Raw genomic sequence first — 24,192 nt, 5'->3', positions numbered from 1 at the left:
GCCACGGGGTCGTTTGGACATACGTGCACGCATATGACGCTCCCCGCCGCCAGCCCCTCGCCTCGGTTCCCGCCCCCGTGCGCCCGGCGCAGGACTCCCGGAGCGGCCCCTCGGCCACGCCGATCTACGACGCCCTCTACACCGAGTACGTCAAGTCCTTCCGCTCGCTGCCGGGTGACCGCAGCGGCGAGGAGGACCTGGGCTTCACCGCCTTCGGCAACATCCCGCGCAGTACCGGCTCGTACGGCGGTCACAGCCCCGGGACCTTCGGCGCCTCCCTGGTGAGCGGTGCGTACGGCGGCTATGGGGCGGGGGCGGGCAGCACCCGGCAGGGCACCGGCCAGCAGCCGCAGTGGCAGCGGGTCGGCACGGTCGGCCGCAGCACCTCCGGGATGCACCACGTGCCGGCCGGACTGCCACCGGCTCCGCGCAGAGGCGCCTGACCGCGGCACGACGGACAGGGTGAGGGGGCGGTCCCGTGGCGGGACCGCCCCCTCACCGTGTCGGCCGTTCGCTACTTCTTCTTGCCGCGCTTCTCGCGCACCCGCACCGAGATGTGGATCGGCGTGCCCTCGAAGCCGAACTCCTCGCGCAGCCGGCGCTCGATGAAGCGCCGGTAGCCCGCCTCGATGAAGCCGGAGGCGAACAGCACGAACCGCGGCGGCCGGGTGCCCGCCTGGGTGCCGAACAGGATGCGCGGCTGCTTGCCGCCCCGCACCGGGTGCGGATGGGCGGCCACCAGCTCGCCGAGGAAGGCGTTCAGACGGCCGGTCGGCACCCGGGTCTCCCAGCCCTCCAGGGCCGTCTCGATGGCCGGGACCAGCTTCTCCATGTGGCGGCCGGTGCGCGCCGAGACGTTCACCCGCGGCGCCCACGCCACCTGGCCGAGCTCGGTCTCGATCTCCCGCTCCAGGTAGTAGCGGCGCTCCTCGTCGAGGGTGTCCCACTTGTTGTACGCGAGGACGAGCGCGCGGCCCGCCTCCACGGCCATGGTGACGATGCGCTGGTCCTGCACCGAGATGGAGTCGGCGGCGTCGATCAGGACGACGGCCACCTCCGCCTTCTCGACGGCGGCGGCGGTGCGCAGCGAGGCGTAGTAGTCGGCGCCCTGCTGGAGGTGGACGCGCTTGCGGATGCCCGCCGTGTCGACGAACTTCCAGGTCTTGCCGCCGAGTTCGATCATCTCGTCGACCGGGTCGCGGGTGGTGCCGGCGAGTTCGTTGACGACGACCCGCTCCTCGCCCGCGACCTTGTTCAGCAGCGAGGACTTGCCGACGTTCGGGCGGCCGATCAGGGCGACCCGGCGCGGTCCGCCGACGGCGCCGCCGAAGGTCTGCGCCGGGGCCTCCGGCAGCACCTCGAGGACCTGGTCCAGCATGTCGCCGGTGCCGCGGCCGTGCAGCGCGGAGACCGGGTAGGGCTCGCCCAGGCCCAGGGACCACAGGTAGGCGGCGTCGGCCTCGCCGCTCGGGCCGTCCACCTTGTTGGCGCACAGCACGACCGGCTTGCCGGCCTTGCGCAGCAGCCGGACCACGGCCTCGTCGGTGTCGGTCGCGCCGACCTTGGCGTCCACGACGAAGACCACCGCGTCGGCGGCCTCGATGGCGTACTCGGCCTGCGCGGCCACGGAGGCGTCGATGCCGAGGACGTCCTGCTCCCAGCCGCCGGTGTCGACGACCTTGAAGCGGCGGCCCGCCCACTCGGCCTCGTAGGTGACGCGGTCGCGGGTGACGCCCGGCTTGTCCTCGACGACCGCCTCGCGGCGGCCGATGATGCGGTTCACCAGGGTCGACTTGCCGACATTGGGCCGGCCGACGACGGCGAGCACCGGCAGCGGACCGTGTCCGGCCGCCTCGATGGCGCCCTCGACGTCCTCGAGGTCGAAGCCCTCCTCCGCGGCGAGCTCCAGGAACTCCGCGAACTCGGCATCGCCCAGCGCCCCGTGGTCGTGCTCGTGCGCACCCTCGTACGCGTCCGAGCCGTCGGGCTGGATGTGGTCGTTCATGAAGTCCGTACCTCGTCGTTCATCGTGGTGATCGGTGGAGCGCCGCAGTCAGCGGTGATCCACTACTCAAGTGTCGCTCGGCGCCCGGTGAGGCGCCTGGCGTTTTCCAGGTGCGCGGTGAGCTGCTTCTGGATGCGCTCGGTCGCCTCGTCCAGCGCCTTGCGCGTGCGGCGTCCGCTGCCGTCGCCCGCCTCGAACGGGTCGCCGAAGACGACGTCGACGCGGGAGCGCAGCGGCGGCAGCCCCTTCATCAACCGTCCCCGGCGCTCGGAACTTCCCAGCACGGCCACCGGCACGATCGGCGCGCCGCTGCGCACCGCGAAGTACGCGAGCCCCGCGCGCAGCGAGGCGAAGTCGCCCTCGCCCCGGGTGCCCTCGGGGAAGATGCCGAGGACGCCGCCCTGCTCCAGCACGCCGAGCGCCCGCGCGATCGCCGTGCGGTCGGTGGAGTGGCGGTCCACCTTGAGCTGGCCGATGCCGGTCAGGAACGGGTCCAGCGGGCCGACGAACGCCTCCTTCTTGATCAGGAAGTGCGTCGGCCGGGGTGCCACGCCCATGACCATCGGGCCGTCGATGTTGTGCGAGTGGTTCACGGCGAAGATCACCGGGCCGGAGGCGGGCACCCGCCAGGCGCCCAGCACGCGCGGCTTCCACAGCCCGTACATCAGGCCGACGCCGATGCGGCGCCCGACCTCGGCGCCGCGCACCGAGGGAACGTCGGTCACTTCCCGGCCCGCTTCTCCTCGACGAGGGTGACGACGCACTCGATGACCTGCGGCAGGGTCAGGTCGGTGGTGTCCACCTCGACCGCGTCGCCGGCCTTGGCCAGCGGGGAGGTCTTGCGGCTGGAGTCGGCCGCGTCCCGCTTGGCCAGGGCCTCGCGGGTGGCGTTGACGTCGGCGCCCTTCAGCTCGCCGCTGCGGCGGGCGGCCCGCGCCTCCGGGGAGGCGGTCAGGAAGATCTTCAGGTCGGCGTCGGGCAGCACGGTGGTACCGATGTCGCGGCCCTCGACCACTATGCCGGTGACGGCGGAGGCGGCAATGGAGCGCTGCAGCTCGGTGATCCGGGCCCGCACCTCGGGCACCGCGCTGACCGCGCTGACCTTGGAGGTGACGTCCTGCTCACGGATCGGGCCGGCCACGTCGACGCCGTCGACGGTGATGGTCGGGCTCGCGGGGTCGGTGCCGGAGACGATCTCGGGCTTGCCGGCCACGGCGGCGATCGCGGAGGGGTCGTCGGTGTCGATGCCGTTGTTCACCATCCACCAGGTGATCGCCCGGTACTGGGCGCCGGTGTCCAGGTAGCTCAGGCCGAGCTGCGCCGCCACGGCCTTCGACGTGCTCGACTTGCCCGTGCCGGAGGGGCCGTCGATGGCGACAATCACGGGCTGGGCGGCGCCGTTTTCCACGGGGGAACACCTTCCTGGTGCGGTGTGGTGGTGGGTGCGGGGCGCGCATGCGCCCCGCACCAGATTACTGGCTCCCCGGGACCCTTCCGACAAGCGGACGATCGGGCCCTTCGGCGGAAGGGCCCGGGCCCGTCACTGCCGGATCGCCCAGCCCCGCTCCCGCAGGCCCGCCGTGAGCACCGGAGCGGCCTTGGGCTCCACCATCAGCTGGATCAGACCGGCCTGCTGCCCGGTGGCGTGCTCGATGCGGACGTCCTCGATGTTGACGCCGAGGCGGCCGGCGTCGGCGAAGATCCGGGCCAGCTGGCCGGGCTGGTCGTCGATGAGCACCGCCACGACCTCGTAGACGCGCGGCGCGGAACCGTGCTTGCCGGGGACGCGGACCTGGCCGGCGTTGCCGCGGCGCAGCACGTCCTCGATGCCCGTGGCGCCCTCGCGGCGCTTGTCCTCGTCGGAGGACTCCAGCGCGCGCAGGGCCCGCACGGTCTCCTCCAGGTCGGCGGCGACGTCGGTGAGCAGGTCGGCGACCGGTCCGGGGTTGGCGGACAGGATGTCGATCCACATCCGGGGGTCGGAGGCGGCGATCCGGGTCACGTCCCTTATGCCCTGCCCGCACAGCCGTACGGCGGCCTCCTCGGCGTGCTCCAGGCGGGCGGCGACCATGCTGGAGACCAGGTGGGGCATGTGGGAGACGAGGGCGACGGCGCGGTCGTGGGCGTCGGCGTCCATGACGACGGGCACGGCACTGCAGTGCGAGACCAGTTCGAGGGCGAGGTTGAGCACCTCGGTGTCGGTGTCCCGGGTCGGGGTGAGCACCCAGGGCCGGCCCTCGAAGAGGTCGCCGGTGGCGGCCAGCGGTCCGGACTTCTCCCGTCCCGACATGGGGTGGGTGCCGATGTAGGCCGCGAGGTCCAGCCCGCGTTCGAGCAGCTCGCGGCGTGGTCCGCCCTTGACGCTGGCCACGTCGATGTAGCCGCGGGCCACCCCGCGCCGCATCGCGTCGGCGAGCACGTCGGCCACGTGGGCGGGCGGGGCGGCGACGATCGCCAGGTCCACGGGCCCCTCGGGCGCCGCGTCCGTCCCGGCGCCGAGCGCGGCGGCCGTACGGGCCTGCTCGGGGTCGTGGTCGGCGAGGTGGACGGTGACGCCCCGCCGGGTCAGGGCGAGGGCGGCGGACGTGCCGATGAGTCCGGTGCCGATGACGAGTGCGGTTCTCATTGGGCGATGTCCTTGCGCAGGGCGGCGGCGGCGCCGAGGTAGACGTGTGCGACGTCGGCGCGCGGCTTGTCGGACTCGATGTGCGCGAGGATCCGTACGACGCGGGGCATGGCGCCCTCGATGTCGAGTTCCTGGGCGCAGATCAGGGGGACGTCGACGATGCCGAGCCTGCGTGCGGCGGCGGCCGGGAAGTCGCAGTGCAGGTCGGGCGTGGCCGTGAACCAGATGCTGATCAGGTCGTCCGTGTCCAGGCCGTTGCGCTCCAGTACGGCGGTGAGCAGCGCGCCGACCTGCTCCTCCATGTGTCCGGCCTCGTCCCGCTCCAACTGGACGGCCCCCCGGACCGCGCGTACCGCCACGACGTTGCTCCTTGCTGCTGTGCGTCTGTGCTGTTCGGTCATCCAGCGTAGTCAGCCCGGGCGCGGCCCGGGCCGGACGCTCGCCCGCTGAGACGGCGCCGGTGTGCGCGTTTGATGGTGCTTCGTCGTGAATTGCTTCTGCTTCGGCGTTTTCGGTGCCAAGATGCGGAACGCATGCCCCCGCAGTTCCGCCCAGTCCCGCCCGCCGCAGTTGCCTTCTCGTGCACACCCCCACCCTCGGAGTGACGACATGACCCATCGCGCGACGCGCCGCACGGTCCTCCTCGCGACCGGCGCGGCGGCCCTGGCCGCGGGCTGCGGCAAGGACGGCGGCGGCACCTCGCCGGACTCCCCCGCCCCGGATGCCGCCGAGGGACGCGAGCTGGCCTCGACCGGCGACATCCCGGTGGGCGGGGGCAGGATCTTCAAGGACGAGAAGGTGGTGGTCACCCAGCCCGAGGAAGGCGACTTCAGGGCCTTCACGGCCATCTGCACGCACCAGAGCTGCGTCGTGGCCGAGGTCGCGGACGGCACCATCAACTGCGCCTGCCACGGCAGCCGGTTCAAGATCGCCGACGGCTCGGTGGACCGGGGTCCGGCGACCCGCGCGCTGCCCGGGGAGAGGATCGCGGTGGACGGAAATTCGATCCGCCTGGCGTGAACCGCCGCGTACGCTCCCGGGCATGCTCCCCGAAAGCCTGGTCGGCGACCACACGATCTACGCCTGCGTCATGGGCTCGCGTGCCTTCGGTCTGGCCACGGACGGCAGCGACACCGACCTCCGGGGTGTCTTCCTGGCGCCCACTTCCCTGTTCTGGCGCTTCGACAAGCCGCCGACGCATGTCGAGGGTCCGGCCGAGGAGCAGTTCAGCTGGGAGCTGGAACGCTTCTGCGAGCTGGCCCTGCGCGCCAACCCCACCGTCCTGGAGTGCCTGCACTCGCCGCTCGTGGAGTACGCCGACGACACCGGCCGCGAACTGATGGCCCTGCGCGGGGCGTTCCTCTCCCGCCGGGTCCACGAGACGTTCACGCGGTACGCGCACGGTCAGCGCCGCAAGCTCCAGGCGCACGTCAGCCGGCACGGCGCCCCGCGCTGGAAGCACGCGATGCACCTGCTCCGGCTGCTGGCCTGCGCCCGTGACCTGCTGCGGACGGGCGTGCTGACGCTCGACGTGGGCGAGCAGCGGGAGCCGCTGCTCGCGGTCAGGCGGGGCGAGGTGCCCTGGCCGGAGGTGGAGGCCCGGATGGCGCGCCTGGAGCGGGAGGCGGAGGAGGCGGCCCTCCGCACCCCGCTCCCGGCCGGACCGGACCGGCGGCGCGTCGAGGACTTCCTCGTCCGCACCCGCCACGCCTCGGCCCTGCGGACCGGTTAGGACCGCCCCCCGCGCGGCCCCCGCCCGGTCACGCGTCCCAGAGGGCTCCCAGTGCCAGCAGGTCGTCCCGGTACTCGATGCGCTCGGCCCACTCCGCCGGCCAGGCGTCCGCACCCAGGTGCGCGCCGGCGAAGGCGCCGGCGAGACAGGCGATCGAGTCGGAGTCGCCCGCGGTGCAGGCGGCGCGGCGCAGCGCGGTGAGCGGCTCGTCGACGAACTGGAGGAAGCAGAGCAGCCCGGTCGCCAGGGCCTCCTCGGCGATCCAGCCCTCGCCGGTGGCCTGGCACGGGTCGGTCTCCGGGGAGAGGGTGCGCACGGCCTCCTGGAGGCGTCCGAGGATCTCCAGGCACTCGTCCCAGCCGCGGGAGATGAAGTGCTCGGGGGTGGGGTCCTGGGCGCGGGTCCACAGGTCGCCGAGCCAGAGTTCGTGGTAGCGGGTGCGGTTGTCGTAGGCGTAGGAGCGCAGCAGGCCGATCAGACCGGTCGGCTCGGCGCCCTCGGCGAGCAGCCGTACGGCGTGCGCGGTGAGGTCGGAGGCGGCCAGCGCGGTGGGGTGCCCGTGGGTGAGGGCCGACTGCAACTGGGCGGCGCCCGCGCGCTGTTCGTCGCTCAGGCCGGTGGCGAGGCCGATCGGCGCGACGCGCATGTTGGCGCCGCAGCCCTTGGAGTGGACCTGGGAGGCGTCCTGCCAGGGCCGGTCCTCGTCGGCCAGCAGGTGGCACGCCCGGAGGCAGGTGTTGCCGGGTGCGCGGTTGTTCTCGGGCGAGCGGTACCACTCCACGAACTCCTCGCGCACCGGCCGCTCCAGCCGCTTCGGCGCGAGCGTGCCCCGCTCCATCGCCGTACGCAGCCCCTTGCCCAGGGCCAGGGTCATCTGGGTGTCGTCGGTGACGATCGCCGGCCGGGGCAGGTCCATCTCCCGCCACGGGCCGAACTTCGCGAGGATCGACGGCACGTCGTTGAACTCGGTCGGAAAGCCCAGCGCGTCGCCGAGGGCGAGTCCGGTGAGCGCTCCGGTGGCGGCGCGTTTGGTGACGGTGGTCGTCGTGCGGTGGAGTGTCATGCGTGGCGTCCTTCCGGGGTCGGCCGGAGCAGGGGCGGGTGGAGGGTGGTGGCGGTGCCCGCGCGGTAGAGGGCGGCGGGTTTGCCCCGGCCGCCGGTGAGGCGCGCGGCGCCGGGGACCGCTTCGACGAAGCCGGGGGTGGCGAGCACCTTGCGCCGGAAGTTGGGCCGGTCGAGGGCGGTTCCCCACACCGTCTCGTAGACCTGCTGCAGTTCCCCGAGGGTGAACTCGGGCGGGCAGAAGGCGGTGGCGAGGCAGGTGTACTCGAGCTTGGCGCCGATCCGGTCCCGGGCGTCGGCGAGGATCCGGTCGTGGTCGAAGGCGAGCGCCCGCGCGTCGCCGTACGGCGTCCAGCGGGCCCGGGCCGCGTCGCTGCCGCCGTGCGCCTCGGGCGCGTCCGGCAGCAGCGCGGCGAAGGCGACGGACACGACGCGCATCCGGGGGTCCCGGTCCGGTTCGCTGTAGGTCCGCAACTGCTCCAGGTGCAGTCCGGAGACGTCGGTCAGCCCCGTCTCCTCGCCCAGTTCCCGCCGCGCGGCGCTCTCGGCCGACTCGTCGGGCCGTACGAAGCCTCCCGGCAGCGCCCACTGTCCGGCGTACGGCTCCTGGCCGCGCTCGACGAGCAGCACGTGCAGTGCGCCCTCGCGGACGGTGAACACGGCGAGGTCGACGGTGACGGCGAAGGGTTCGAAGGCGTACTTGTCGTAGCCGTCCATGACCCGCACCCCCTTTAATAGTCATCACGACTATAAAAGAGGGTGCGGGTCGGTCACAACCCCGTGCTCAGGTCTTCGGCCGGTCCACGCAGGAGTGGGCGTCGATGAGTTCGTCCTCGGGCTTGTGCCGGCTGATCCAGTCCGGCTGCTCCGCCGTCAGCAGCGGCAGCGCCTCGCGGAAGTTGCCCTGCCACTCGCGGCCGCCCACATAGTCCTTCAGCCAGTCGGCGAGCCGGCGGCAGTCCTCCCGGTGCCCCTTGGCGACGCCGATGCCGTAGTGCTGCGGGGCGCCGACCGTCAGGTCGGGAACCACCTCGAGCCCTTCCGCGTCGTCGGAGTGCTGCGCGAACCCGTAGAGCAGGACCTGGTCGGTCGACACGGCGTCCACCCGTCCCTGCCGCAGCTTGCGCACGCACTGCTCGGCGTCCGTCCCGCCGACGGACACGGAGTTCCTCAGTTCGCCGAGCGCCACCCGCGACGTGGTGCCGTCCCAGGTGCAGATGCGTTTGCCGGACAGGTCGGCGTGCTCGCGGATGCCGGACCCGGAGCGCACCAGGAAACCCTGGACGGTGGTCAGGTAGGGCCCGACGAAGTCGACCTCCTTCATGCGGTCCGGGGTGATGGAGAACGACGCCACGACCAGGTCCGCGTCGCCCGACTGGAGCTTGGCGATGCGGGCGGCCGAGGACACGTCGGCGTTCCGCGTGACCTGCACGCCCTCCTCGCCCTCCAGCCACTTCTCCAGGTCGAGGTAGAGCGCGTTGTCGAAGCCGGAGTAGGTGTAGTTCTCGAACAGCGACATGCCGGGCAGGTCCTTGTGCATCGCCACGTCGATCTCCTGCGACCCGAGGAACCGCCCGTCGTGGTCCTTGCCGGAGCACGCCGCGGCCGTCAGCGCCAGCGCCGCCGCCACGGCCGCCGCAGCCCGGCGCCGCCGCGCTCCGCTCCTCGTACGCGACGTCCCCTTCATGTCCCGCCCCCTCAGTCGTGCAGTGCCGCGTCTCAGTCGTGCAGTGCCGCGTCGGCCACCCTCACGCCCATGCGGCACCCCGTGTCGGTGTGCAGGACGACCTCCACGTGGACGTCGCCCCGGATGCCGCCGAGCGGCAGGGAGAACGCCTCCTCGCTGCGCACCCCCTCCACCCGGCGGGCCCCGCTGCCCCTCAGCCGGGCGTCGTACGTGGTCGCCGGGACGCAGGACTGCGCGCCCGGCACCGCGTCGGCCAGGACCAGCGCCAGCCGCACCCGGTCGCGGGCCGGCTCGTTGCGCACGGTCACGGTCAGCAGGCCGCCGTCCGTCAGCGGCTCCTCGGCCGTGATCCGGGCCCGGCCCGTGACGTCCACCTCGCCGTGGTCGGCGTAGTAGCGCATGCCGACGACCGCGAGGAAGGCGAGGAGCACACAGCCCAGGGAGAGCGTCGGAGGCAGGTACGCCATGCCTTTCCCGGCCCGTTCGGCCAGGGCTCCGACGACGCCGGCCACCCGGCAGAACGACAGCAGCAGCGCGACCGCCATGACCGCGTACAGCCAGCCGAGCCGGCCGGTGTCGCCGTCGGGGGCGATGAACAGCGCCACGGCGTCGAGTCCGAGGACCAGGAGGAACTGTGGCCAGTTCCAGCCGCTCCAGCGCCGCACCTGGCCCGCCACCTCACGCCAGTCGCCGCCCACGAGGCTGAGGTTGAGCAGGTGCACGTAGCCGAAGCCGAGCGACCTCTCGCCGTCGACGCCGACGGTGACGTCCCGCGCGTGCGGTCTGTCGCCGCTCAACGGTCCCGCTCCTGCGGGCGCCCCTCCTCCGGTTCGTTCCGCGGACGCCCGCCGAGCTGGAGGCCGCCCAGATGGTGCACGTAGCCGAAGCCGGCCGAACCCTCGCCGTGCACGTGGACGTTGATCGAGTCGGCGACGCGGGCGGCGGACGCGCGCTCCTCGCGGGCCTCGCGCTCGATGACCGCGCGCAGGTCGGCCGACCGCTCGTCCAGCCATTTCCCGACCGCCGCGTCCAGGACGCGGCGGTCCTCCGGCGACAGCTCACGGATCCGCTCGACGGCGTCGGCCGTGCCGGGGTCCTGCGGATCCTCCGGCCGGCGCTCCAGGAGCCGGCCCACCAGGGCCCGGCCCCGCTGCACGACACTGTCGGCGGCCTGGTTCTGCGCGGACTGGACGACGGCTCCGGCGAAGCCCGCGGCGGCCGTGGTGATCACGGGTGCGATGGTGTTGGCGACGGTCAGCAGTTCCGACACAGGACCCCCCAAGTCCTCGGAAACCGTTGCGGAGGCGGACCGTTTCGAGCGCGCTCGATATGACGGCTCGTCACCTCTTGCGCGGATCCTACCGCCGGACACGGCCGGTGTGACCCCCGTTACCAGCCGTTCCCGAGGGCCCGGCGGGTCCGGGCTCCGGCGGGTCCGGGCGGGTCCGGGGCGGACCCGGCAGGTCCGGCGGGCCCGGCGGATCCGGGGCGGGCCCGGGGCGGACCCGGCAGGTCCGGGGCGGACCCGGCAGGTCCGGCGGGTCCGGCGGGTCCGGCGGGTCCGGCGGGCGGCATGATCCGCCGGCCGGACCGCCCGGCTCTACAGGTCGACCTCCTGCATGAGCATCCCGACCTCGGTGTTGGACAGCCGCCGCAGCCAGCCCGACTTCTGGTCGCCCAGGGTGATCGGCCCGAAGGCGGTGCGCACCAGCTTGTCGACCGGGAAGCCGGCCTCCGCGAGCATGCGCCGCACGATGTGCTTGCGGCCCTCGTGCAGGGTCACCTCGACGAGGTAGTTCTTGCCGGTCTGCTCCACGACGCGGAAGTGGTCCGCGCGCGCGTAGCCGTCCTCGAGCTGGATGCCGTCCTTCAGGCGCTTGCCGAGGTCGCGCGGGATCGGGCCGACGATGTGCGCGAGGTAGGTCTTCTTCACGCCGTACTTCGGGTGCGTGAGGCGGTGCGCCAGCTCGCCGTGGTTGGTGAGCAGGATGACGCCCTCGGTCTCCGTGTCGAGCCGGCCCACGTGGAAGAGCCGGGTCTCGCGGTTGGTGACGTAGTCGCCGAGGCACTGCCGGCCCTCGGGATCCTCCATCGTCGAGACGACACCGGCGGGCTTGTTCAGCGAGAAGAACTGGTACGACTGCGTGGCGACGGTCAGGCCGTCGACCTTGACCTCGTCCTTCTCCGGGTCGACGCGGCGGCCCTGCTCGAGCACGATCTCGCCGTTGACCTCGACCCGGGCCTGTTCGATCAGCTCCTCGCAGGCGCGCCGGGAGCCGTAGCCCGCGCGGGCGAGGACCTTCTGCAGCCGCTCGCCCTCCTGCTCGGCGCCCGGGAAGGTCTTCGGGAGCTTCACGTCCTTCTTGCCCGCGTAGCGCTCGCGGTTGCGCTCCTCGATCCGCGTCTCGTACTCGCGGGAGCGCGCCGGGGCGGTACGGCCCCGGCCGCCCTTCTGGGGGGACGGCTTCGCGCCGCCGCGCCCGGACTTCGGGCCGTCCTTGGTGGCTCCGGGGCCGACGTCGTAGCGGCGCTCCTCGGGGCGGGGCTTGCGGGGGCGGCCCTGCCCCTGCTTCTGGTCCCTGTCATTGCCGGCGCCACGGTAGTTACCGCGTCCGCCGCTCTTTCCGCTGCCGCTGCTTCGCATCAAAGTTCCGTCGTCGTCGTGTCAGGCGTGTTCGTGGTCGGACCGTCGTCCGGGTCCGGTGCGTCCGGATCGAACGACGGTACGCCTTCCTGGGTCTCGGCCTCGATCGCCTCCGCCTCCGGGAGGAAGGGCGCGAGCTCCGGGAGCTCGTCCAGACCGCGCAGGCCCATCCGCTCCAGGAAGTAGTTCGTCGTCCTGTACAGGATCGCACCTGTTTCGGGTTCCGTGCCCGCCTCCTCGATCAGACCGCGCTGGAGCAGGGTGCGCATCACGCCGTCGCAGTTCACTCCGCGCACGGCGGAGACGCGGCTGCGGCTGACCGGCTGGCGGTAGGCGACCACGGCCAGGGTCTCCAGGGCGGCCTGGGTGAGCCGGGCCTGCTGGCCGTCCAGGACGAAGCCCTCGACGGCGGCGGCGTACGCGGGACGGCTGTAGAACCGCCAGCCGCCGGCGACCAGCCGCAGCTCGAAGCCGCGGCCCTGGGCGGTGTACTCGTCGGCCAGTTCGCGCAGGGCGTCGGCGATCCGGCGCTGCGGGCGCTCCAGTATCTTAGCCAGGTGCTCCTCGGTCGCGGGCTCGTCCACGACCATGAGGACCGCTTCCAGGGCGGGCTTGAGGTCGAGGTCCGCGACGGTGCGCAGCCCGGCGGGCGCGTCGGTGCTCGGCTCGCTCATGTCCTCTTCTCCCTCTTCTCCTCCTCGGGCGGCTCGGGCTGCTCGGGCGGCCGGTCGAACTCGTCGGTGACGGCGTGGGCGGCGTCACCGTCCCCGCCGGTCCAGCGGACCGTCAGCTCGCCGAGCGCCGCCTCCTGGTCGAGGGCGACGGCCTTCTCCCGGTACAGCTCCAGCAGGGCGAGGAAGCGCGCCACGACGGTCAGGGTGTCGTCCGTGTCCGCCACCAGGGTCCTGAAGCTGGCCTCGCCGAGTTCCCTGAGCCGGGCGACCACGACCGCGGCCTGCTCCTGCACGCTGACCAGCGGCGCGTGGATGTGGTCCACGTACACCTGCGGCCTGGGCCGGGGCTGCATCGCCTTCACGGCGAGCCTGGCGAAGCCCTCGGCACCGATGCTGATGACGACCTCGGGCAGCAGCTCGGCGTGCTGCGGTTCGAGTCCGACGGTACGGGGGTACCGCCGGGCCTCGGCGTCCAGCCGCCGGCTGAAGATCTCCGCGATCTGCTTGTAGGCGCGGTACTGCAGCAGTCGCGCGAACAGCAGGTCCCGGGCCTCCAGCAGGGCGAGGTCGGCCTCGTCCTCCACCTCGGCGGCGGGCAGCAGCCGTGCCGCCTTGAGGTCCAGCAGGGTGGCCGCGACGACCAGGAACTCGGTGGTCTCGTCCAGGTCCCAGTCCGGTCCCATGGCCCGGATGTGCGCCATGAACTCGTCCGTCACCTTGGACAGGGCGACCTCGGTGACGTCCAGCTTGTGCTTCGCGATCAGCTGGAGCAGCAGGTCGAACGGCCCCTCGAAGTTCGACAGCCGCACCGTGAACCGGCCGTCGTCCTCCGCCTCGGCCCCGGCCGCCACCGGTACGGAGCCACCGCCCCCGGCAGCGGACACCGGGGCCGGAGCCGGAGTCGAGGCCGGAGCCGGATCACCTGCTTCCGCGTCCCGCGATGCCGCCCGGTCGTCCTCCGGCGCCTCGGACGCCGTCGCCCGCCCGTCCACGGGCGCCACGGATGCCACGGGTGCCTCGGGCACCGCGGGCGCCACGGGCGCCGCGTACGAGACCTCGTCGTGGTTCTCCGGCGCCTCCGCGCTCCCGGGCCCCACCGCGCCCTCAGGCGTCTCCGCGGGCGTCTCCGCGGGCGCCTCCGGCGCCGGGCTCGGCGCGGGGCCCGCTGCCGGTTCGGACGCCGGTGCGACGGCCGCCAGTGCGTCGGCCGCCGGTGCGGCGTCCGGCGGCGCGGCGTCCGGCGCCGGCGGTCCGGTCGGCAGCGGCGTGGGCGCTCCCGGGCCCCGGCCCAGGGCGCGGCGGCGGTTCGGCCGGGCGCCGGGCGTGGGGGCGGGTGCGTCGTGGGAGGTCATGGCCTCCGCAGGCTACCGCTACCGTCCCCGCAGGCGTCGTACGAGGATGCTGGCGTCCCCCCGGCTCTCCAGATCGGCGAGGACCACGGCGACCGCCTCGCGGACGATCCGGCCGCGGTCGACGGCGAGGCCGTGCTCGCCGCGCAGGACGAGACGCGCGTGCTCAAGGTCCATCAGTTCCTCGGCGGACACGTACACGGTGATCTTCTCGTCGTGCCGCTCGCGCCCGCTGGGCCGCCGCGCCGCCGTCCGTCCCCGCTTGCGCGGGGCCGCCGCCACGCCGTCCTGCGGCGTCTGGCGCCGTCCCGTGGCCGCCGCGTTGCGGCTGCGGGACTCACCGGCCTCCGCCGGGTCCGCGTCCGCCGCGACGTGCTCGGCGCCCTCGCCGTCGCCGCCCTGCGCGGGCACCGACTGCGGCGCGTCCTCGGGTGCGGCCGCCGCCGCGTCGCCCTCTCCCGCGGGCGCGGGAACACGGGCGTCGCCGCCTGCTCGCCGGGGCGTGGACGCCTGGAGCGCCATCCCCCCTGTGGTACGGAAGAGTTCGTCGGCCCCGGGCAGACTCACTCGGCGTGACACCGGGCGAGCACCTCCCTGGCGAGCTGGCGGTAGGCGGCGGCACCGACGGAGTTGGAGGCGTAGGTGGTGATCGGCTCACCGGCGACCGTGGTCTCCGGGAAGCGGACCGTGCGCCCGATGACCGTGTGGTAGACGTGGTCGTCGAACGCCTCCACCACACGCGCGAGCACCTCGCGGCTGTGCACGGTGCGCGAGTCGTACATCGTGGCGAGGATGCCGTCGAGCTCCAGGTCGGGGTTGAGCCGCTCCTGGACCTTCTCGATGGTCTCGGTCAGCAGGGCCACACCGCGCAGCGCGAAGAACTCGCACTCCAGCGGCACGATCACCTTGTGCGCGGCGGTCAGCGCGTTGACCGTGAGCAGGCCGAGCGAGGGCTGGCAGTCGATCACGATGAAGTCGTAGTCGTCCATCAGCGGCTTCAACGCGCGCTGGAGCGTGGACTCGCGCGCGACCTCGCTCACCAGCTGGACCTCGGCCGCCGACAGGTCGATGTTGCTGGGCAGCAGGTCCATGTTGGGGACCGCGGTCTTCAGCAGCACCTCGTCGGCCGCCATGCCCCGCTCCATGAGCAGGTTGTAGACGGTGAGGTCGAGTTCCATCGGGTTGACGCCGAGGCCGACCGACAGCGCGCCCTGCGGGTCGAAGTCCACGAGCAGCACCCGGCGTCCGTACTCCGCGAGCGCGGCACCCAGGTTGATGGTCGACGTGGTCTTGCCGACGCCGCCCTTCTGGTTGCACATCGCGATGATCTTCGCGGGGCCGTGGTCGGTCAGCGGGCCCGGGATCGGGAAGTACGGCAGCGGGCGTCCGGTCGGGCCGATGCGCTCGCGGCGCTGGCGCGCCGCGTCGGGCGCGAGCGTGGCCGCGTACTCGGGATCGGGCTCGTACTCGGCGTCGGGGTCGTAGAAGTGCCCCTCGGGCAGTTCGTCGTAGTCGGCGAGGTGGTTGTGGGGCGCGCCACTTCCGTCGCCGGCCATGGCGTTCACGTGATGGCCATCCATGCTTCGGTGTGCTGGGTGAGTCACCCCTGCTGTCTGGTGACCCTGGTGGGCTGCGAAGGTGCGCACTGCGACGGAGCCGACAGCAGCGAATCCCGCGGACCCCTGGCCCGGTGCAGGCATTCCTGGTTGACCACCCCCGGGAGTAAATGTCGACTCATTCACAAGTCGTCTTACCTCCTTGGTGACCAGGAAACTTCTAGACAGGTCAGCGTGGCACCATGCCGACGGTTGGCGACTCTATGGCGTGTCGGCCGTCCGCAGCAACACAATCCGCCGGACCCGGCCCGATGTGTCGGCAATGAAACATCCCTCTGTCAAGGGCGTACGGCCGTCGCACGGCAGGTTTCACGGGTGTGCGAATCGGTAGAAGGGTTACGTTCGAGGCGAGTTGTCCCTGATTCGGGAAGTGACCATACACACATCCGGCCGGACCTTGTCGGGCAAGGTCCGGCCGGGCGTGCCGGGTTGACGACCGGTCACGGGTCCCCCCGATCGAGCGAAGCCGGGACGGGGGGAGTATCGGCTTCTCCGGTCGGTGACTTGGTCGACTTACCGTCCGGGCGACTCAGCCGATGAGCGAGGCGAGCTCCACGTGCTCGAGACCGTGCGCCTCGGCGACCTCCTTGTAAACCACCTTGCCGTCATGCGTGTTGAGGCCCTTGGCGAGCGCGGGGTCGCGGCGCAGCGCCTCCACCCAGCCGCGGTCGGCGAGTTCCACGATGTACGGCAGCGTGGCGTTGGTCAGCGCGTAGGTGGAGGTGTTGGGCACCGCGCCGGGCATGTTGGCCACGCAGTAGAAGACCGAGTCGTGGACCTTGAAGGTCGGCTCGGCGTGCGTGGTGGGGTGCGAGTCCTCGAAGCAGCCGCCCTGGTCGATCGCGATGTCGACAAGGACACTTCCGGCCTTCATCCGCGAGACCAGCTCGTTGGTGACCAGCTTCGGGGCCTTGGCGCCGGGGATCAGCACCGCGCCGATCACGAGGTCGGCCTCCAGGCAGGCCTTCTCCAGCTCGAAGGCGTTGGAGACGACGGTCTGGATCTTCGTACCGAAGATCTTGTCGGCCTCGCGGAGCTTGTTGATGTCCTTGTCGAGCAGGGTCACGTGGAAGCCCATGCCGATGGCGATCTGCGCGGCGTTCCAGCCGGAGACGCCACCGCCGATGACGACGGCCTTGCCGGCCAGCACGCCGGGAACACCGCCGGGCAGCACACCGCGGCCGCCGTTGGCGCGCATCAGCTGGTAGGCGCCGACCTGCGGGGCCAGCCGGCCCGCGACCTCGGACATCGGGGCGAGCAGCGGCAGCGCGCGGCTGGGCAGCTCGACCGTCTCGTAGGCGATCGCGGTGGTGCCGGACTCCAGCAGCGCGTCCGTGCACTCCTTGGACGCGGCCAGGTGCAGGTAGGTGAAGAGGGTCTGGTCCTTGCGCAGGCGGTGGTACTCCTCCGCGACGGGCTCCTTGACCTTCAGCAGCAGGTCGGCGGTGGCCCACACCTCGTCGGCGGTGGCCAGGATCCGCCCGCCGGCGGCGACGTACTCCTCGTCCGGGATCGAGGAGCCGACGCCGGCGCCGCGCTCGATGACGACCTCGTGGCCGTGGCGCACCAGCTCGTGCACGCCGGCGGGGGTGATGGCCACCCGGAACTCGTTGTTCTTGACCTCGCGGGGGATGCCGACCTTCACGTCGATCACGGTCCTTGGCTCAGAGGGTATGGGGATATCACTACACATACCCGGGCACACATGGGCACACCGGGGAGACCGCAGGAGAAGGTGCGGCAGAACCAGTCTAATGAAGGCGTTCCCGCTGTCTAGCCTTTCATTGCATCAATCTTCAGCAGATGCGCTGCGGATTTCGCAGGCGTTAGCTCCCTGTTCCGGCTGGAAGTCGTCTTCCGGGCTCTCCTCGGCCTTCCCCCCGACGCTCTCCCCGGCGTCCTCCTCGGCCTTCTCCCCGGCGCTCTCCTCGGTGTCCTCCTCCGCCAGCATCCGCTCGGCCACGCCCCGGTGCAGGGCGGCCGACGCGGGATCGCCGAGCCGCCCGAAGGAGTCGGCGAGCCGCAGGTGCAGCGCCGCCTGCAGCCGGGTGTCCTCGGCCCGCCGCGCCCACTCCACGGCCTCCCGGCAGGTGCGCAGCGCGTCCTCGAACCGGCCCGCGTACTCCTGGACCCGGGCCAGCTCGCTCAGCGCCCGCGCCTGCGCGGCCGTGTCGCCGTTCTTGCGGTGCCCGGCGACGGCCGCGCGCCAGTTGCGCAGTGCCTCGCCGTAGCGGCCCGCGTAGGTGTACGCGGCGCCGATACGGCCGTAGAGCCGGGCGGCGTCCGCGCGCTCGTCCCGGGCGAGCCGCTCGGCCAGGGCCCGGCCGAACCAGTCGGCGGCCCGGTCGTAGTCCCCGAGCTCCAGATGGGCGGCGCCCACTGATTCCATCGCGCGGCCGGCCGCGTACGGGTCGTTCGCCTCGCGTCCGGCGTCCAGCGCGGCCCGGTAGCGCAGCAGGGCCTCGGCGGTGCGGCCGGTACGGGCGTCGAGGTCGCCGAGGTTGAGCAGGGCCGCCGCCCGTTCACGCGGCAGCCGGCGGCGCTCGGCGACGTCGAGGACCAGGCCGTGGATGTCGTACAGGTCGCTCGCGGCGGCCCGGGTGCCGAAGTGCGCCACCATGGCCCGCACCAGCTGGGACATCAGGCGCCGGGCCAGGGTGTCCAGCTCCCCGTCGGCGACCGCGAGCCGCGCGGAGGCCAGCAGCGCGGTCCGGCGCACCCGCAGCCAGTCCGCGGCGGCCCGCGGGGTGGGGAAGCGCAGCGCGCGCGGCATGCCGAGGAGCTTCTCGCGCGCCTGGGGGCTGTCGGTCTCGGTGATCGCCCGGCACGACTGGAGCAGCCGCACGGTGCGCTCCAGCATGCGGGCGCGGGCCAGCTGCAGCTCGCCGGGCCGCTCGTGGGCCTCGGCGAGGTCGCGCAGCAGGGGGTGCAGGCAGGAGGGCACCTCGTACTGCGGCAGCGCCGAGCCGGCCGTGTGCAGCAGGCCGTGGGCGACGAAGTCGTCGAGGGTGGTGCGGGCGGCCTCCACCGAGCAGCCGACGAGCGCGGCGGCGGTGTGCGGGTCGAGGGGGGCGGCCGGGGCGAGGCTGAGCAGCCGCAGCATCCGGGCCGCGGAGGCGGGCAGCGAGTCGTGCACCAGCCGCACCACCCGGCTGACGACGGTGCCCTGGGCGGGTTCCGTGTGCAGCTGCTTGGCGAGGTCGGCGACCGCCGCCTTGGGGCGCGCGGCGAGCCAGCCCCCGGCCAGCACCAGTGCGGCCGGCTGGCCCTCGCACTGCTCGGCGAGCCGCTCGGCGGCCCGCGGGTCGACCGTGATGCGGACCGACCCGGTGAACCGGGACAGCAGCTCCACCGCCGACTTGGTGTCGAGGCCGCCGAGGGTGCAGGGGCGGACGTCGGCGATGCCGGTGAGCGGCCCCGAGGAGACGGCGACGGCCAGGCAGTCGGGGTTGTCCGGGAGCAGCGCGTCGACCTGCTCGGCGTCGGCGGCGTCGTCCAGCAGGAGCACGGCCCGCCGCTCGGCCAGGGCGGCGCGCAGCGCTTCGGTGAGGTCGTCCTCGGGGGCTCCGGCCGGGGCGGGCACCTCCAGGGTGCCGAGGAGTTCCCGCGCGGCCCGCGCGACGGGCACCCGGGTGCCGTCGGGTTCGCTCAGGCGGGTGCGCAGCACTCCGCCGGGGTAGCGGTCGGCGACCTGGCGGACGAGTTCGTCGGCGAGCGCCGTACGGCCGGAGCCGGGCCGGCCGGCGATGAGCAGCACGCGCGCGCGGGGCGCCTTGCGACCGGAGAGGGTGTCCAGTCCGGCGCGCTCGATGTCGGCGCGCAGTTCCTTCAACTCTCTGGTACGGCCCAGGAATCGACCCTCCGGTTCGGCTTCCTGAGCGAGCCGCACACCGTCGGGGTCCACCGCCTGATCCGTCACGGGCCACACTCCCGTCCCACCGCACACGCAAGCCCGCCGGGACTCCGGACCGGGCGTTTCGCAGAGCCTAGTTCACGCTCTGCGACGTTCCCGGCGGAGCACGGCGGGCACATCCCTCGATCGGATCAGCCGATCGTCACACCATCGGGGGTGGGTGGGTGCTCAGGGGCGGATTCAGGCCTCGAACGGGCGCGCCGGCCACGGGGCCTCGGCCGGGCGCAGCGCGTCCAGGCCGTCGCCCTCGCGCGCGGCGACCAGCGAGAGGACGCCCACCACGAGGCAGTTGTTGTGCAGCTCACCGGCGAGCACGCCGCGGACCAGGTCCGCGACCGGAACGCGGGCCAGCTCCATGTCCGCTTCCTCGTCCTCGACGTCGAAGCGGTCGCCCTCGGCCTCGGACAGGCCCCGGGCGAGGAAGATCCGTACGGCCTCGTCACAGCCGCCGGGCGTGGTGTAGACGTCGGTCAGCACCCGCCAGTCCTCCGCCTTGACGTGCGCCTCCTCGTACAGCTCGCGCTGGGCGGCGTGCAGCGGGTTCTCGCCGGGGACGTCGAGCAGGCCGGCCGGGATCTCCCACAGCTTCTGGCGCACGGGGTGCCGGTACTGGCGCAGCACCACGACCCGGTCGGCGTCGTCGAGCGCGAGGACGGCCACGGAACCGGGGTGGACCTGGTAGTCGCGGCGCACCACCGTGCCCCCGGGCATGACCACGTCGTCGGTGCGCACGGAGGTCTTGTTGCCCACGAACGGGGTCCCGGTCCCCCGGACCTCCCACTCTTCCGGGGTGTCCTTGATCGTCATTCCTGTCCTTCCCGACGTACAGCGCTCCTGCGAGTGCCCTGACCGAAAAACAGCGGCCGGGGTGCGCGCCCGGACGAGGGTGCGCACCCCGGCAACCGTACAACCGGGCGGGTTACTGCGAGATCTTCCGCTCGACCGCGGCCTTCACCAGACCCGCGAAGAGCGGGTGCGGGCGGGTCGGGCGCGAGCGCAGCTCCGGGTGCGCCTGGGTGGCGACCAGGTACGGGTGGACCTCGCGCGGGTACTCGACGTACTCCACGAGCTTGCCGTCCGGGGAGGTGCCGGAGAAGACGATGCCCGCCTTCTTCTCCAGCTCCGCGCGGTAGGCGTTGTTCACCTCGTAGCGGTGCCGGTGGCGCTCCTCGACGTACTCCTTGCCGTCGTACACCTCGCGCACGATCGAGCCCTCGGCCAGCTTGGCCGGGTACATGCCGAGCCGCATGGTGCCGCCCATGTCGCCCTCGCCGGCGACGATGTCCAGCTGCTCGGCCATGGTGGAGATGACCGGGTGGGCGGTGGCCGGGTCGAACTCGGTGGAGTTGGCGTCGGAGATGTCCGCGAGGTGGCGCGCGGCCTCGATGACGATGCACTGCAGACCGAGGCAGAGGCCCAGCAGCGGGATGCGGTTCTCGCGGGCGTACTTGATCGCGCCGACCTTGCCGAGCACACCGCGGTCGCCGAAGCCGCCCGGGATGCAGATGCCGTCGACGTCGCCGAGCTGCGCCTGGGCGCCGGCCGGGGTCTTGCAGTCGTCGGAGGTGACCCACTTGATCTTCACGCGGGCCTTGTTGGCGAAACCGCCGGCGCGCAGCGCCTCGGTGACCGACAGGTAGGCGTCCGGCAGGTCGATGTACTTGCCGACCAGCGCGAGCGTGATCTCGTGGTCGGGGTTGTGGACGCGGTCGAGCAGGTCGTCCCAGGTCGTCCAGTCGACGTCGCGGAACGGCAGGTCGAGCTTGCGCACGACGTAGGCGTCCAGGCCCTCGGAGTGCACGACCTTCGGGATGTCGTAGATCGAGCGGGCGTCGGGGCAGGCGACGACGGCGGCCTCGTCGACGTCGCACATCAGCGAGATCTTCCGCTTGATCGCGGTCGGCACCTCGCGGTCGCAGCGCAGCACGATGGCGTCCGGCTGGATACCGATGTTGCGCAGGGCGGCGACCGAGTGCTGGGTCGGCTTGGTCTTCAGCTCGCCGGAGGGGCCGATGTAGGGCAGCAGCGAGATGTGCACCACGAACACGTTGTCGCGGCCGACCTCGTGCCGCACCTGGCGGACGGTCTCCAGGAACGGCAGCGACTCGATGTCGCCGACCGTGCCGCCGACCTCGGTGATCACGACGTCCACCTCGTCCGTCGCCATGCGGCGGATGCGGTGCTTGATCTCGTTGGTGATGTGCGGGATGACCTGCACGGTGTCGCCGAGGTACTCGCCGCGGCGCTCCTTGGCGATCACCGTCGAGTAGACCTGGCCGGTCGTGACGTTGGCGGAGCCGTCGAGGTCGCGGTCGAGGAAGCGCTCGTAGTGGCCGATGTCCAGATCGGTTTCGGCCCCGTCGTTCGTGACGAAGACCTCACCGTGCTGGAAGGGGTTCATCGTGCCCGGGTCGACGTTGAGGTACGGGTCGAGCTTCTGCATCACGACGCGCAGGCCCCGGGCCTTGAGCAGCATGCCCAGGCTGGAGGCGGTCAGACCCTTGCCGAGCGAGGAGGCGACACCCCCGGTGACGAAGATGTGCTTGGTCGTCGAAGAATTGGGCGGCATGGCCAAGAGGGGGCTCCCGTGGTCGCGGTCTGGAGGTGCGGTTCCGGGGTTTTCTGGCCCACCGGTCCACGGGCTACCAGCGTATCAGCGCCGCGGAGGGATGGCTCCCGGCCACGCTCCGCGCACGCGTCGACACGTGTGAGTGCCTGCACACGGAACCGTCACGACTTGCTCACTCGTTCGGCGGACCCGCGTTCTCCGGAGCGGCACACAGATCATCTACGTGCGTCGTATCCTGCTCGGACACTCGCTGCCGAGCCCGGCCGGCCGAACGGCACCACCCCAGCCCGTAAGTTCCGGAACAACGTGAGCTCGTCAGTTCGTTGAGCAAGGATTGGCCGCTTTTGCTTCACGGCTGAGCGACTGCTTTGCTTCACAGCTCAACGACGCATTGCACAACCCCCCTTGACCGCACCAAGCGACAACCCCTTGCGGGGTGACGTGGCCGTTCGACTGGAGTTGCACGTGGCCGGGCGCATCGAAGACTACGCACTCATCGGAGACATGCAGACCGCTGCCCTGGTCTGCCGGGACGGCACGGTCGACTGGCTGTGCCTGCCCCGCTTCGACTCGCACGCCATCTTCGCCGGCCTGCTGGGCACCGAGGATCACGGCTTCTGGCGGCTGGGCCCCGCGCACGCCGCCGAATCCGAACCGCCCACGGCGACCCGGCGCGCCTACCGCGGCGACTCGCTGATCCTGGAGTCCGAGTGGGACACCCCGCGCGGCACGGTCCGCGTGACCGATTTCATGCCCCCGCGCGACGGCGCCCCGCAGCTGATCCGGATCGTGGAGGGCGTCTCGGGCCGGGTGCCCATGCGCTCCACGCTGCGCATGCGCTTCTCCTACGGCCGGATCGTCCCGTGGGTGCACCGGCACGAGGGCCGCACGGTCGCGGTGGCGGGCCCGGACTCCGTGTGGTTCGACACCACCGCCCAGACCTACGGCAAGTCGCTGACCACCTACTCCGACTTCACCGTCGCACCGGGCGAGCGGATCGCCTTCACCCTGTCGTGGGAGCCCTCGCACAAGCAGCCGCCGCCGCTGCCGGAGCCGGAGCAGTCGCTGGAGGCGACGGAGGAGTTCTGGCGCGAGTGGGTCGAGCACTGTACGTACCACGGCCCCTACCGTGAGGCCGTGATCCGCTCCCTGATCACGCTGAAGGCGCTGACGTACGCGCCGACCGGCGGCATCGTCGCCGCGCCCACCACGTCCCTGCCGGAGGACATCGGCGGCGTCCGCAACTGGGACTACCGCTACACCTGGCTGCGGGACGCGGCGATCACCCTGTCCTCGCTGCTGCGCACCGGCTACCGCGAGGAGGCCCGCGCCTGGCGCGAGTGGCTGCTGCGCGCGGTCGCCGGCGACCCGGAGAACCTGCAGATCATGTACGGCATCGCCGGCGAGCGGGAACTGGGCGAGGCGGAGCTGGACTGGCTGCCCGGCTACGAGAACTCCGCCCCGGTCCGGGTCGGCAACGGCGCCGCGCACCAGCTCCAGCTGGACGTCTACGGCGAGGTCACCGAGGCCCTGCACCTGGCCCACATGACCGGCCTGGCCCGCAACGACTACGCGTCCCTGCTCCAGCTGAAGCTGATCCGCTACCTGGAGAAGCACTGGCAGGAGCCGGACGAGGGCATCTGGGAGGTGCGCGGTCCGCGCCGCCACTTCGTGCACTCCAAGGTGATGGCCTGGGTCGCCGTCGACCGCACCATCAAGCTCATCGAGTCCGGCGACGCCGACGGCCCGCTGGAGGAGTGGAAGCAGCTGCGCGACGACATCCACCGGGACGTGTGCGAGAAGGGCTACGACAAGGAGCGCAACACCTTCACACAGTCCTACGGCTCGAAGGAGCTGGACGCCTCCCTGCTGCTGATCCCGCAGATGGGCTTCCTGCCGCCGGACGACAAGCGTGTGATCGGCACCATCGAGGCCATCCAGCGCGAGCTGTCCACCCCGGACGGTTTCATCCTGCGCTACCCGACCGAGGGTGAGCACGAGGGCGTCGACGGTCTGCCGGGCGACGAGGGCGCCTTCCTCGCCTGTTCGTTCTGGATGGCCGACGACCTGGCGATGATCGGCCGGGTGGACGAGGCCCGCAAGCTGTTCGAGAAGCTGCTGGCGCTGCGCAACGACCTCGGGCTGCTCGCGGAGGAGTGGGATCCGCGCCTGAAGCGCCAGGTGGGCAACTTCCCGCAGGCGTTCAGCCACGTGCCGCTCATCGACACCGCCCTGCGTCTGACGGCCTCCGGGGCGTACGGAGGCTGAGCCGGGCCGGCGGGGGCGGGCGCGCGTCCGTGCGCGTTCCGCTCCCT

General features: G+C 72.4%; 23 protein-coding genes. 4 read left to right on the top strand and 19 right to left on the bottom strand.

Translation table 11 applies throughout. The features are described from left to right. Window positions 1-23: 23 nt before the first annotated feature. Window positions 24-443: a hypothetical protein gene (locus FGW31_RS27640; RefSeq protein WP_142196266.1), complete on the top strand. Its 420-nt coding sequence runs from the start codon at window positions 24-26 to the stop codon at window positions 441-443. A 71-nt stretch (window positions 444-514) separates the two neighbouring features. On the opposite strand, the gene der is transcribed toward FGW31_RS27640, so the two are convergent. From der to aroH, 5 genes are all read right to left on the bottom strand, one after another. After that, entirely contained in the window at window positions 515-2,005 is a 1,491-nt protein-coding gene (der, locus tag FGW31_RS27635; protein ID WP_142196265.1) for a ribosome biogenesis GTPase Der, read from the bottom strand. Between the two features lie 62 nt (window positions 2,006-2,067). Then, window positions 2,068-2,730, bottom strand: coding sequence for a lysophospholipid acyltransferase family protein (locus FGW31_RS27630; RefSeq protein ID WP_142196264.1), 663 nt, complete (start codon window positions 2,728-2,730; stop codon window positions 2,068-2,070). Further along, complete coding sequence (gene cmk / locus FGW31_RS27625) at window positions 2,727-3,413, bottom strand: (d)CMP kinase (protein WP_142196263.1); 687 nt, start codon at window positions 3,411-3,413, stop codon at window positions 2,727-2,729. Before cmk ends, FGW31_RS27630 begins: the two co-directional genes overlap by 4 nt. 132 nt (window positions 3,414-3,545) lie before the next feature. Then, window positions 3,546-4,631 (bottom strand): prephenate dehydrogenase, encoded by a 1,086-nt coding sequence (locus FGW31_RS27620; RefSeq protein WP_142196262.1) that lies wholly within the window; start codon window positions 4,629-4,631, stop codon window positions 3,546-3,548. After that, window positions 4,628-4,990, bottom strand: coding sequence for a chorismate mutase (gene aroH / locus FGW31_RS27615; protein ID WP_142196261.1), 363 nt, complete (start codon window positions 4,988-4,990; stop codon window positions 4,628-4,630). The genes FGW31_RS27620 and aroH overlap by 4 nt, the downstream gene beginning before the upstream one ends. A 250-nt stretch (window positions 4,991-5,240) precedes the next feature. On the opposite strand from aroH, the gene FGW31_RS27610 reads away from it, so the two are divergent. Both FGW31_RS27610 and FGW31_RS27605 read left to right on the top strand, forming a co-directional pair. After that, window positions 5,241-5,651 (top strand): Rieske (2Fe-2S) protein, encoded by a 411-nt coding sequence (locus FGW31_RS27610; protein ID WP_142196260.1) that lies wholly within the window; start codon window positions 5,241-5,243, stop codon window positions 5,649-5,651. A 22-nt stretch (window positions 5,652-5,673) separates the two neighbouring features. Next, window positions 5,674-6,363, top strand: a complete 690-nt coding sequence (locus FGW31_RS27605; RefSeq protein WP_142196259.1) for a nucleotidyltransferase domain-containing protein — start codon at window positions 5,674-5,676, stop codon at window positions 6,361-6,363. Between the two features lie 28 nt (window positions 6,364-6,391). Here FGW31_RS27605 and FGW31_RS27600 read toward each other — a convergent pair whose 3' ends face one another. The 14 genes from FGW31_RS27600 to FGW31_RS27530 form a co-directional block, all read right to left on the bottom strand. Further along, window positions 6,392-7,426 carry an ADP-ribosylglycohydrolase family protein gene (locus FGW31_RS27600; protein ID WP_142196258.1) on the bottom strand — a complete coding sequence of 345 codons (1,035 nt, stop codon included), beginning with the start codon at window positions 7,424-7,426 and terminating at the stop codon, window positions 6,392-6,394. Next, entirely contained in the window at window positions 7,423-8,142 is a 720-nt protein-coding gene (locus FGW31_RS27595) for an NUDIX hydrolase (RefSeq protein ID WP_142196257.1), read from the bottom strand. Before FGW31_RS27595 ends, FGW31_RS27600 begins: the two co-directional genes overlap by 4 nt. 67 nt (window positions 8,143-8,209) lie before the next feature. After that, the gene (locus FGW31_RS27590) at window positions 8,210-9,112 is read right to left on the bottom strand and encodes a transporter substrate-binding domain-containing protein (protein ID WP_142196256.1); all 903 of its coding nucleotides are present in this window, start codon (window positions 9,110-9,112) and stop codon (window positions 8,210-8,212) included. 32 nt (window positions 9,113-9,144) lie between these two features. Further along, a complete protein-coding gene (locus tag FGW31_RS35135) occupies window positions 9,145-9,909 on the bottom strand; it encodes a hypothetical protein (RefSeq protein WP_161175524.1) in 765 nt (254 codons plus the stop codon). After that, window positions 9,906-10,382: a hypothetical protein gene (locus FGW31_RS27580; RefSeq protein WP_142196255.1), complete on the bottom strand. Its 477-nt coding sequence runs from the start codon at window positions 10,380-10,382 to the stop codon at window positions 9,906-9,908. Before FGW31_RS27580 ends, FGW31_RS35135 begins: the two co-directional genes overlap by 4 nt. Before the next feature lie 330 nt (window positions 10,383-10,712). Then, window positions 10,713-11,756 (bottom strand): pseudouridine synthase, encoded by a 1,044-nt coding sequence (locus FGW31_RS27570; protein ID WP_142196253.1) that lies wholly within the window; start codon window positions 11,754-11,756, stop codon window positions 10,713-10,715. Beyond that, window positions 11,756-12,430, bottom strand: coding sequence for an SMC-Scp complex subunit ScpB (scpB, locus tag FGW31_RS27565; protein WP_142196252.1), 675 nt, complete (start codon window positions 12,428-12,430; stop codon window positions 11,756-11,758). Before scpB ends, FGW31_RS27570 begins: the two co-directional genes overlap by 1 nt. After that, window positions 12,427-13,782 (bottom strand): segregation and condensation protein A, encoded by a 1,356-nt coding sequence (locus FGW31_RS27560; RefSeq protein WP_142196251.1) that lies wholly within the window; start codon window positions 13,780-13,782, stop codon window positions 12,427-12,429. The genes scpB and FGW31_RS27560 overlap by 4 nt, the downstream gene beginning before the upstream one ends. An 18-nt stretch (window positions 13,783-13,800) precedes the next feature. After that, on the bottom strand, window positions 13,801-14,358 hold the full coding sequence (locus FGW31_RS27555) for a hypothetical protein (RefSeq protein WP_142196250.1): 558 nt from the start codon (window positions 14,356-14,358) through the stop codon (window positions 13,801-13,803). Next, the gene (locus FGW31_RS27550; protein WP_142196249.1) at window positions 14,343-15,479 is read right to left on the bottom strand and encodes a ParA family protein; all 1,137 of its coding nucleotides are present in this window, start codon (window positions 15,477-15,479) and stop codon (window positions 14,343-14,345) included. The genes FGW31_RS27555 and FGW31_RS27550 overlap by 16 nt, the downstream gene beginning before the upstream one ends. A gap of 445 nt (window positions 15,480-15,924) precedes the next feature. Then, window positions 15,925-17,049 (bottom strand): alanine dehydrogenase, encoded by a 1,125-nt coding sequence (gene ald, locus FGW31_RS27545; RefSeq protein ID WP_182675195.1) that lies wholly within the window; start codon window positions 17,047-17,049, stop codon window positions 15,925-15,927. A 135-nt stretch (window positions 17,050-17,184) separates the two neighbouring features. Then, on the bottom strand, window positions 17,185-19,314 hold the full coding sequence (locus tag FGW31_RS27540; protein ID WP_142196248.1) for a tetratricopeptide repeat protein: 2,130 nt from the start codon (window positions 19,312-19,314) through the stop codon (window positions 17,185-17,187). 174 nt (window positions 19,315-19,488) lie between these two features. Beyond that, the gene (locus tag FGW31_RS27535; protein ID WP_142196247.1) at window positions 19,489-20,115 is read right to left on the bottom strand and encodes an NUDIX domain-containing protein; all 627 of its coding nucleotides are present in this window, start codon (window positions 20,113-20,115) and stop codon (window positions 19,489-19,491) included. A gap of 112 nt (window positions 20,116-20,227) precedes the next feature. After that, complete coding sequence (locus tag FGW31_RS27530) at window positions 20,228-21,877, bottom strand: CTP synthase (RefSeq protein WP_142196246.1); 1,650 nt, start codon at window positions 21,875-21,877, stop codon at window positions 20,228-20,230. A 465-nt stretch (window positions 21,878-22,342) separates the two neighbouring features. Here FGW31_RS27530 and FGW31_RS27525 point away from each other — a divergent pair, with 465 nt between their 5' ends. Continuing rightward, window positions 22,343-24,145 carry a glycoside hydrolase family 15 protein gene (locus tag FGW31_RS27525; RefSeq protein ID WP_142196395.1) on the top strand — a complete coding sequence of 601 codons (1,803 nt, stop codon included), beginning with the start codon at window positions 22,343-22,345 and terminating at the stop codon, window positions 24,143-24,145. Window positions 24,146-24,192 lie beyond the last annotated feature (47 nt).

Source organism: Streptomyces calvus, from assembly GCF_006782915.1.
Taxonomy (GTDB): domain Bacteria; phylum Actinomycetota; class Actinomycetes; order Streptomycetales; family Streptomycetaceae; genus Streptomyces; species Streptomyces calvus.
Note: the sequence above shows the minus strand (reverse complement) of the source record. Positions and strands in the feature narration are given on the sequence as shown.